Raw genomic sequence first — 8,475 nt, 5'->3', positions numbered from 1 at the left:
CGATGCAATACCGGTCCGATACAAAACTCGGACAAACCCTGGCGCGGGGTGGAGCAGCCCGGTAGCTCGTCAGGCTCATAACCTGAAGGTCACAGGTTCAAATCCTGTCCCCGCAACCAAAAATACACGTCTTATCATAGACTTCAAAGCCGAGCATAACGCTCGGCTTTTGTCATTCCAAATTCCTGTCAACGCCTGGTCAACGTTCAGCGAGTCCCCCCCTGCGCGGGGGCTTCTTGCGTCTAGGGAGGTAGACCACGTCTACATTTTCAGACCCTGTTTGAGATGACTTCTGACACAGCTTGGATCCTATTCGTGCAGCTCGTGCCCTTAGGAGAACCTCTCTTGCCTGTAGTCCTCTATGCACCAATCGAGTGGTCACGACTTCTGGCCAGTCAAACGACATGAAGTTAAAGCAGGCTCGACATCGTCGCCTTCCGATCTTTGTCGGATGACATGAAACCATTTGTCAGAGGCGTCAGGGATCCTGGCACCACGCACTTTCACAATCAGTATGCCCTGAAACTAAACTTTCAGCCCGCTGTCGCCTTAGATCGGCGATCACAAATGCTGTTTGAGCAATTGTGCCAATAGTGCGGTGCCTTATGGAAGCCAGTGACGTTTCGCAGGGTTCCCATGCCCGACACCCACCCGGGTTACGCCCTTCCGATGGTCTAAGGACGACATCGGTTCTTCCAGCGACAGTCCTGCGCCTGTGCTTGATTTTTCTTGGCCCGAGCGAGCTTCTGTGTGAGCAACCACTTTCACTGTCAAGGTCCGCATAACATCATCATGCAACCTCATCATTCTCTCCATTTCGAGCATAGCGACTGGCGGCGCATACAGCTTAAAGAAGACATAATGACCTTTTCGGTACTTATTGATCTTGTAGGCCATGGTCTTCAGACCCCAATACTCGTGGTCAAAGACAACCCCGCCACTGTCCTCAAGAATCTTTGAAAAACGGGACACCAAAGCATAGATTTGTGACCCACTGAGGTCTGGCCGAGCAATGAAAACCAGCTCATAGGCCGGGCCCGGAAGGTTGCCTTTCGCATGCAACACAGGCTTCTTCTTTGATGTAGGGTCTGCCAAAAGACCTTTGGCAACTCTGAAAAATCGAAAGCTTCTTTAGAGGTATAGCCTACATGAAGAGCACGCGCGACAAGGTGACTATTGATAGGATGAAGAATTCCACCCAAGAGAACAGCGGAAATACTATCGCTGGTTATAGAATCTTCGGAATGGAAATCCGCTTCATCACTCTTTGTGTTCGAGATGGACGATTTAATGACCATTGTCCGCCCTTTCTCCAGAAAGAAGCTCAGAGAGCAAAAGGAAGTTGCGAGCATTCACGGAGAGCATAATTCGATGAAGCAAAGGTGATCCGCGCAATGGGACTTTGTTCCCAACAGCGTAATCTACAGCAACAAGTCCGAATAATTCTGCTGCAGCAACAATTCTATTCACCTCAGATTGAGCCTTGCTCTTGTCGGTAAAAGCCTGCTCTGCGGAGCCTCCAGATGCATCAAAGAGCTGCTTGGCAAGTCCATACTTAGTAAGCGGCCCACGCAATTTCATACTTGAATTAAGACCTGCGGACCGAAAAGATTCATCTGAAACAAATTCTGAACAAGCCCAAATTATCGTCAACACTCCAAAGGAATTGTCTTTCTGAAGCTTTGTAAACCAGCTGGCCGCCGGGAAAGCGCTTCGCCAGCACCGTGTTTCCGGCGTCGCGCGACCGGGCGGGCAGGACGAGGGCCCGCAGATCGGGGCTTTCCTCGATCAGCGGCTCGATCCGCTGCTGGCTCAGGCGCTTGGCCAGATCGGTGGTCGGCTGCACCGCCAGGATCGGGCCCGGGGCGCGGTGGATGCAGAAGCCGATCCAGTTATTCCCGGCCTCGGTCGCCCCCACTTGGGCGGATTTCATGAACACAACGCGCTGCGCCGGGTTGTTGGGTGACAGGGCCTCCATGATCGCCTTGAGGTAAGGCGTCCGGCTGGTGCGATAGGGCCCGGCCTCGGACGCCGCCCGCGAGGACAAGATGCGGTGCCGGTCGGCCCATTTGGCCACGGTCTGGGCCGGATCGGGGGCCAGACCCCGCGCCCAAGCCACGGCGATATCCTCGGCCCCCTCGAAGCTAGCGAAGTTCAACTTTGACCTCCGACATCTCCGCCAGATGGCGGCGCAGGTAGCGCATCAGCACCTGCTCAACGGCATGCGGCTCCGCCCCGAGTTCGGCGGCGATGTCGGCCGCGACCCGCGGCGGCCAGTTCAGCCAGGCATCGCGTTCACGCCGCGCCAGATCGAAGACCATTGCAGTGGCGCAGGCGCGATCGACGACCTCGCCCTTCATCTTCTGCAATCGCACCCGGGCGGTCTGCGCCTTCAGCACTTCGTTTGCCATCCGCGCCTTGACGAAGGACACCTCGCCACCGTCACCTGCCGACGCGCCGGGATCAGCCCCGGCCTCGGTCAAGGTTTCCGCCACGGCCGCGAAGGCCTGCCGCGGTACGGCCTTGGTGCCCGCAACTGCGCGTGTCGCCGCCGCCGTGCCCCGGCCCAGATCCCGGGCATGGGCGCCGCGCTGCTTGGCCGGATCGGTGGACGCATCCCACATCGCATCGGCCTTGGCGGCGTCGATCGTGCCGTCAGCTTCCGTCGTGATCCGCCCCGTGGCGATGGCCTTGCGCACAACGCTTTCATGCACCCCGCGCAGGGCGGCATAAGCGCGCCGCGACAGCCCCAACTTGCGACATTCTCCCATTAAGTCAGTGATTTGGACTTGCTCTTCGGACGGTCTCGGCAATGTCTGCGACACCTTGAAACGGAGATTTCCGATGCCCGCCAAGACCGCCCCAATGACCGGCTTTGAGGCCAATTGCCTCGCCGCCGCCGACCACTTCATCGCCTGCCGTGGGTCGAAGTCCGCGACCCGCATCCGCGCCCGGTTCGACCGGATCGATCAGGCCGAAGCCTTCGCCGCCACCTTCGGCGACAGCCGCACGATGATCTACGCGGTCACCGCCGAAGGCCGCTCCGCCCACATCAAGAACGCCTGAAGGAGGCCCTGATGTTCACCAACCTATCCGCCGTCCAGATCAACCGCCTCGCCCAGCGCCTGAGCGACGCCCCCTTGGGCCGGAGTGCCAGCGTGGCGGCGGCCGCAGAACGGTTCGAACGGTTGCTGGCCGCCAAGATCGGTGCCGATCGCGCGCCGAAAGCGATCAAGGCGATCCTGACCGCCCCAGGCTTGGAGACCGCCGCAGGGCGGCTGGCGGCCGAACTCGACGCCTGCGAGCCGGACGCCCCGGCAGAACCGGCACCGCCCCGGTTCGCGCCGGAACCGGCCCAAGAACCTGCCCCGATTGGCGAGGCCGAACCCGCCGCCGCGCCCAGTGCCCCGCGTCGCCGCCGGGATGCCGACCTCGAGGCCAAGGCCCGGCAGGGTGAACTGCCCCCGCCGCCCGATTTCTCCGCCCCGACCCACGCCCGTTTCCGGTCAAAGCTGGCCGAGCTGGTTGAACTGGCCGAGAAGGCCGATGCAACCGGCCTTCGTGCGATCGCGATCAACCCGGTATCGTCCAGTCCCAAGGCACTAGCCCGCTACCGCGACCTCGCGGTGCTGGCGATCGAAGCCCGGGAGGGCCGGGCGTGAAAATCATTCGCAGCTTCGAACCCGGTGACCGCTACCGCTTCGACTATTCGACAACAGCAGTCTGGGCGAGGGGGAGCTTTTCAATGTGGCTCGGGAAGTCCCAGAAAACTGTAGTGGTCGGCAGTTAGCAAAAGGCAAGCAGCCCCGGCTGGCAGAGTGGGCAGATACCTATCACCGATCTTTAGGATGTTTCCGTCCGCATGACGAAGTAGGTTTTCCTTGCTGAGAGAAACTAACTCATGCCGTGTCTCTGCACGGCCCGGTGTCTTGAGTTCCCAGTTGAACTTTAGTTTCAATCCGGGCCTGAGTGCCACCGCCTTGCCCCAATCCACGTCGATCACCATCAGGACTTCTGGCTTCAAGGTAATCGGGTCGAGACCAAAGCCAAGAAGATGACAGCGAAGAGCAAGCGAGTCAGGGTTCAGGAATATTCGGCGCATCTCAATAATTGAAGGGTGGCGATTAAACTGGACCCAGTTTTCTGCCTGCCTGGAAACCTTTTCCTTATCGAAGAGTTCTTCGGTGAACTCACGAAACATAGTGCGCCAAAGAGACGTATCTTCGACATCGGAGGAGCCTGCAGATAGGGCTTGGTGGCCACCAGCAGGCACAACGTGCACAGTGTTTTGCGCTTGAGACTGAGTTTCATCGCGTCGATGGAGAAGGAAGTAGTGGCCCAACTTGTGGCCTTCGTCTGAGTAATTTCTGAGAATGCAGAGGCAGTTTACGCCCGGATAGCTTGCTCGCCACCGGAGTTCAAATGCCTTTCCCGGGGGGCCTCTACGAGGCAAATTGAGCGTCTCACCTTGCGCAGCGTCATCCATTGATGTGCTCAAGATGGCATCGGCAAGCTCAACTCCAAGTATTTCGCACTGGTCAATATAGTCGAAATACCTTGCAAGCCTGTATTTGAAACCTCTGAAGCCGCCATCATCTAGGATCGGATCGATCGCCGAGTATATCTCCCCATTGTTCTGGGGTTCGGGATCAACTCGACGCTTATTGTGGTAAGTGATTGCGCCTTTGACTGTGATGTAGCCAGACTTGAACCCATCAAGCGGGGTCACAGAAATTTCCTTGAAAGGAGCGGGAAGTGAAAGGGTTGGTGCTTCGGTATCCTCCTTTATTTCTAGTGGCCTATCTCTTATCCACCCCTTTGCAGTTAGCAGCGGGACTTCTCTTCCAGACTGACAAATGAATGGCGCGTTGGCCACTGAATGATATTGCAAGGCTTTGGCGAGCAGTGCATTTCGGTTTTCTGCGAAGAATCGAATTGAGGGAGCCCACTTGGTTGCCGCTGCAACTATCGGATCATGCTTGAACTGGAAATCCTGAAAAGAATCTGTCCGCAGGCTAGCAGGGTCGACATCGGGGAATAGGTCCGCAATCCAATCTAGGAATTCATCTGATGGCACTAACTTGCCGGAGATGTAGCGCGCAAGCGTGTCTTTAGTTGGAACCGCCCGCGCTGGCCACGGGTAGGTTTTTGCCTTAACAGCCTTGTCGAGGGCTGCCACCAAGTCTTCCTCTCGGGTAACAAATCGGGCATAGGAAGGGTTCGTAGGGAACTTCGTGTCAACCAGCCAAGTGGCCTTTTGACCGAAGGCAGGCGTCGTAGGGTTCCGCGGTCTACCAGCCATCTCGCACCTGTTCGTGCATTTCTGTCGATTTCCGTCGTTGGATCGGACTGAGCGAATCTGCTGACATCAGGGTTGAGCTTCGGAAGACGGAGCGTCAACACTGATGGAGGCGCAAATGGCAAAAGAGATCCTTGTCGGGGTTCTGGTTGGGCTAATCACTGCCTTGATCCTCGCCCTGATTGACCACTTCGCTGGTGAGTCCCAGAACCACGACCAGATGGATGTGCTCCCGTACCTGCAGCATGCTGTCATCACCGGAGTGGAGGCTGAGCGCTTTACCGACGCGCCTGCCAAGCCTGGGGTGGGCTTCGCAACCTAACTCTACTTGGAAGCTGGAATGCGATTGGTCACCCTCGCGCCAGCGGCGCCACGTTCCAGAACAGCACCCGCCCCGGCCCCCGCTTGGCGAGGCACAGCTCCCAAGCCTTCGCGTCGTAATGCGGATCGGCCGGGAAGGGTGCGGCCAGCGCGGCGCGGTCGTTGAACTTGCGGGGGTGGACGTGGATGGTGGCCCCGCCGACCTCGCGCGGGGTGAGATCGCGACTGATCTGGACGACGTGGCGGCGGGCTTTCGGCCAGGCGGCGGCGAGACCGCGGGCGAGGACGCCGGACCCGGCGGCGCACCAGACCTCTTCGGGATCGAAAGCGGCCAGGCGGGCGGCGGTGGCGATCGCCTCGACGGCGCCGGGGATTTCGGCGCCGAAGGGGATCAGGCTGGCGCCGGTGTTGCGGCAGTACTCGCGAGCGCGGGATTGCACGACCGACAGATAGCCCGGGCTGATCGGCACGACCTTGGCGCCGAGGCGCGCCGCCTCAAGCGTGCGGGGATGCGGCCGGGAGCGGGCGGCGACGAAGATTGTGGCGCGTTTGCCCAGGTGCCGGGCGACAGTGGCGATCGCCGTCTGGGCGCCGCCTTCGGGCGGGCTGGCATAGACCGCCTCCTGCACACCTTCGAAGACCTTGCGCGATGAAGCGGGCCTTGGTGCCGCCGGGGAAGAGATCGTCGCGGACAACGGCGATGCCGTGGTGCATCTCAAGGGTCGGGGCGGTCATTGGTCTTCCTCTGAATCGGGGGCTTCGTCACCGGTGTCCGGCCCTTCGATCTCGCCGAACTCCACCGGCCCGCAGGCCTCGGTCGCCTTGCGGGGATCACCTTTGCAGAACAGCAGCACGTTCTGGTGGGTGCGGCCGAGCTTGCGGGCGGCGGTGAACTGGCGCCCCACACGGATCGGCAGCGAACCCACAGCGGTGACAAGGATCGCATCGTTGTAGAACCGGGCACCCGCGGCCTCGAAAGCCTCGACCGTCAGGCCAGGCAAGTTGACGAAGAAGCCTTCGGCATCCCGCACATCGCCGATCACCCAGACAGCGAAACGGTTCGGCCGCAACCGGGCGACGCGGTCGGATGACCTCGAACCACTCACCCTAGTACCGTTCAGCGTCGAAGGGCCGCACGGGCTTTATGCCTTCCGGACGATCGGTGCAGCCGCTGACAGCCTAAGCCAAAAGCAAGAGAACTGGACGTCCGGGCCCGCAATACCGCGTCGCCCCCGCCTCCAGCGCGCAAGTTCCCATTCCATCGACTGAGCCGGGCATCCCAATATCGGTCACCAAGGCCGCGATGTCGGTCCAACTTTCGATCAGCGACGTGGCCGCATCTGCGTCTTTTGCGTCGATGACCCGAAACCCTGCATCTTCAGGGTCATAGACCAGCGAAAAGCGGATCGAACCCTCGCCCTGCCCCAAGTATCGTTGCCTCGTGCACACCTGATCGCTGCTGTTCATGGTCAGCTAAGCCTCATGACAACGCGGGTGCCTGAACCCGGGGACGTGAACAAAGCGAGTTGAGCCGATGCCTGGCCGGCCAAGATCTGGGAAAACCTGCCGCCCATTCCGCGCGCGACTTCCCCTTCCACAAAACCCACTCCGTCATCGGCGATGATGATCTCGTGGCCACTGCCGACCTTTGTGATCTCGACCGTAAGCGTGCCCGGTGCCCTGTCGACCCAAGCATATTTCATCGCGTTCAGTATGACTTCGTAGCAGACAAGGCTCAGTGCCATGGACCGTGCGACATCGAGGACGAGAGGAGCCGCCACCGGCATGACAAGAGATGCCTGGCCCCCGTGGTAGATCTTGATCAGCGAGGCGGCGATATCCGCCAATGTTGCTGCGAAGTCGACTTCGTTCAGATGGATCGATTCATAGATGCGCGATTGAACGGCCGCCAACGCATTCATTCTGCCGATCACTTCGTCGAACCCGTCACGCGCTGATGAGTCGGCATTTCTTCTGCCCATTCTAAGCAAACTGGAGACGGTCTGAAGATTGTTCTTTACACGATGGTGCAGTTCGCTAACGACGACCTGCTCCTGCGCTAACGCGCGCGTCAGAAGCATTTCGCGACCGCGCAAATCATGCAGGACACGTAGCCGATCAACTGCCGCCGCGAGCAAGTTGGCGTATCCGCGCAGGAAGGACACGTCCTCTTCAGAGAAGTCGCGTGGCGTCCGGCTATCTATTTGAAGGAGACCGAACGCCGGTCGATCCTTGCCTCCGATAATGATCACGTTTGCGACGGCCTGAGCGCCGTTATCAATCAGAAAGTCTGCGTATTTGAAACGTGTTTCCTTGGCGACGTCCGGAGAAATCATCGGTTCTCCACACCTTAGAGCGTAGGCCTCGGATGAATTTTCCGTTAGGTCTATGGAGGCTACGCCCACAACGCCGGCCTTCCAACCAACGCCGGCGCGGACCAGAAGCGTTCTGCCATCGGACTGGAGTTCCACGACTTTGGCTAAATCGGTTCCAAGTGCTTGCCCCACAAGACGGCAGGCTTCCGTCAGGATCTCGTCCAGATCATCGCACTGAAGCGCAAGCTCACCAAATTTGGCGAGAATTGTTTGTTGACGGAGCCGAAGTGGGTGATCTGGGTCCAACTCTGGAGATCCTCGTTGATGGTGCGAAACCGGCATCGAAGTATAAAGTGTCAGTGTCATAGGGTATCCTCGCCCTTCATCTTCCCATTCCCAAAAGGCAGTCGAAGTTCGCAAGAGAACGCTGTAGGGTCAGCCTTCTCTATCGAGGTCCCACCCCGTTTCATAAGGGCATTCCTGATGAGGCCGTGGCCCATTTCGTCCTCGGGCGGAGACGAAGATCTCCTTCACCCACTT

10 protein-coding genes, 1 tRNA gene and 1 pseudogene are annotated in these 8,475 nt (G+C 59.2%); 4 read left to right on the top strand and 8 right to left on the bottom strand.

The window, feature by feature from the left end:
• The first annotated feature begins 42 nt into the window (after positions 1–42).
• Positions 43–119, top strand: a tRNA-Met gene (locus Q0C42_RS19765).
• Between the two features lie 484 nt (positions 120–603).
• Here the strand turns inward: Q0C42_RS19765 and rpsF are convergent.
• The 3 genes and pseudogenes from rpsF to Q0C42_RS19750 form a co-directional block, all read right to left on the bottom strand.
• Entirely contained in the window at positions 604–1,062 is a 459-nt protein-coding gene (gene rpsF, locus Q0C42_RS19760; protein ID WP_295080166.1) for a 30S ribosomal protein S6, read from the bottom strand.
• A 625-nt stretch (positions 1,063–1,687) separates the two neighbouring features.
• Positions 1,688–2,158: pseudogene (locus tag Q0C42_RS19755) on the bottom strand (phage terminase large subunit family protein); the annotation flags it as partial.
• The gene (locus tag Q0C42_RS19750; RefSeq protein WP_295080154.1) at positions 2,145–2,753 is read right to left on the bottom strand and encodes an elements of external origin; all 609 of its coding nucleotides are present in this window, start codon (positions 2,751–2,753) and stop codon (positions 2,145–2,147) included. The gene Q0C42_RS19750 and the pseudogene Q0C42_RS19755, both read right to left, overlap by 14 nt.
• 91 nt (positions 2,754–2,844) lie before the next feature.
• Here Q0C42_RS19750 and Q0C42_RS19745 point away from each other — a divergent pair, with 91 nt between their 5' ends.
• Both Q0C42_RS19745 and Q0C42_RS19740 read left to right on the top strand, forming a co-directional pair.
• The gene (locus Q0C42_RS19745) at positions 2,845–3,066 is read left to right on the top strand and encodes a hypothetical protein (RefSeq protein ID WP_295080152.1); all 222 of its coding nucleotides are present in this window, start codon (positions 2,845–2,847) and stop codon (positions 3,064–3,066) included.
• A gap of 11 nt (positions 3,067–3,077) precedes the next feature.
• Positions 3,078–3,662, top strand: a complete 585-nt coding sequence (locus tag Q0C42_RS19740) for a hypothetical protein (RefSeq protein ID WP_295080149.1) — start codon at positions 3,078–3,080, stop codon at positions 3,660–3,662.
• An 80-nt stretch (positions 3,663–3,742) separates the two neighbouring features.
• Here Q0C42_RS19740 and Q0C42_RS19735 read toward each other — a convergent pair whose 3' ends face one another.
• Positions 3,743–5,179, bottom strand: a complete 1,437-nt coding sequence (locus Q0C42_RS19735) for a hypothetical protein (RefSeq protein ID WP_295080146.1) — start codon at positions 5,177–5,179, stop codon at positions 3,743–3,745.
• A 238-nt stretch (positions 5,180–5,417) separates the two neighbouring features.
• On the opposite strand from Q0C42_RS19735, the gene Q0C42_RS19730 reads away from it, so the two are divergent.
• Positions 5,418–5,621, top strand: a complete 204-nt coding sequence (locus Q0C42_RS19730) for a hypothetical protein (RefSeq protein WP_295080143.1) — start codon at positions 5,418–5,420, stop codon at positions 5,619–5,621.
• 28 nt (positions 5,622–5,649) lie between these two features.
• Here the strand turns inward: Q0C42_RS19730 and Q0C42_RS19725 are convergent, their stop codons facing one another.
• The 4 genes from Q0C42_RS19725 to Q0C42_RS19710 form a co-directional block, all read right to left on the bottom strand.
• On the bottom strand, positions 5,650–6,315 hold the full coding sequence (locus tag Q0C42_RS19725) for a hypothetical protein (RefSeq protein ID WP_295080140.1): 666 nt from the start codon (positions 6,313–6,315) through the stop codon (positions 5,650–5,652).
• Positions 6,316–6,351: 36 nt separating this feature from the next.
• On the bottom strand, positions 6,352–6,726 hold the full coding sequence (locus tag Q0C42_RS19720) for a hypothetical protein (RefSeq protein ID WP_295080138.1): 375 nt from the start codon (positions 6,724–6,726) through the stop codon (positions 6,352–6,354).
• 73 nt (positions 6,727–6,799) lie between these two features.
• Entirely contained in the window at positions 6,800–7,087 is a 288-nt protein-coding gene (locus tag Q0C42_RS19715) for a hypothetical protein (RefSeq protein WP_295080135.1), read from the bottom strand.
• A gap of 2 nt (positions 7,088–7,089) precedes the next feature.
• A complete protein-coding gene (locus Q0C42_RS19710; protein WP_295080132.1) occupies positions 7,090–8,301 on the bottom strand; it encodes a histidine kinase dimerization/phosphoacceptor domain -containing protein in 1,212 nt (403 codons plus the stop codon).
• Between the last annotated feature and the right edge of the window lie 174 nt (positions 8,302–8,475).

It is taken from the genome of Tabrizicola sp. (assembly GCF_022842145.1).
Classification (GTDB): Bacteria; Pseudomonadota; Alphaproteobacteria; order Rhodobacterales; family Rhodobacteraceae; genus Tabrizicola.
Note: the sequence above shows the minus strand (reverse complement) of the source record. Positions and strands in the feature narration are given on the sequence as shown.

Bases quoted from the DNA above. Each gene is read 5' to 3' on its own strand.
- Q0C42_RS19715 (WP_295080135.1), bottom strand. From the start codon at position 7,087: ATGAACAGCAGCGATCAGGTGTGCACGAGGCAACGATACTTGGGGCAG.
- Q0C42_RS19710 (WP_295080132.1), bottom strand. From the start codon at position 8,301: ATGACACTGACACTTTATACTTCGATGCCGGTTTCGCACCATCAACGA.
- Q0C42_RS19740 (WP_295080149.1), top strand. From the start codon at position 3,078: ATGTTCACCAACCTATCCGCCGTCCAGATCAACCGCCTCGCCCAGCGC.
- Q0C42_RS19730 (WP_295080143.1), top strand. From the start codon at position 5,418: ATGGCAAAAGAGATCCTTGTCGGGGTTCTGGTTGGGCTAATCACTGCC.
- Q0C42_RS19745 (WP_295080152.1), top strand. From the start codon at position 2,845: ATGCCCGCCAAGACCGCCCCAATGACCGGCTTTGAGGCCAATTGCCTC.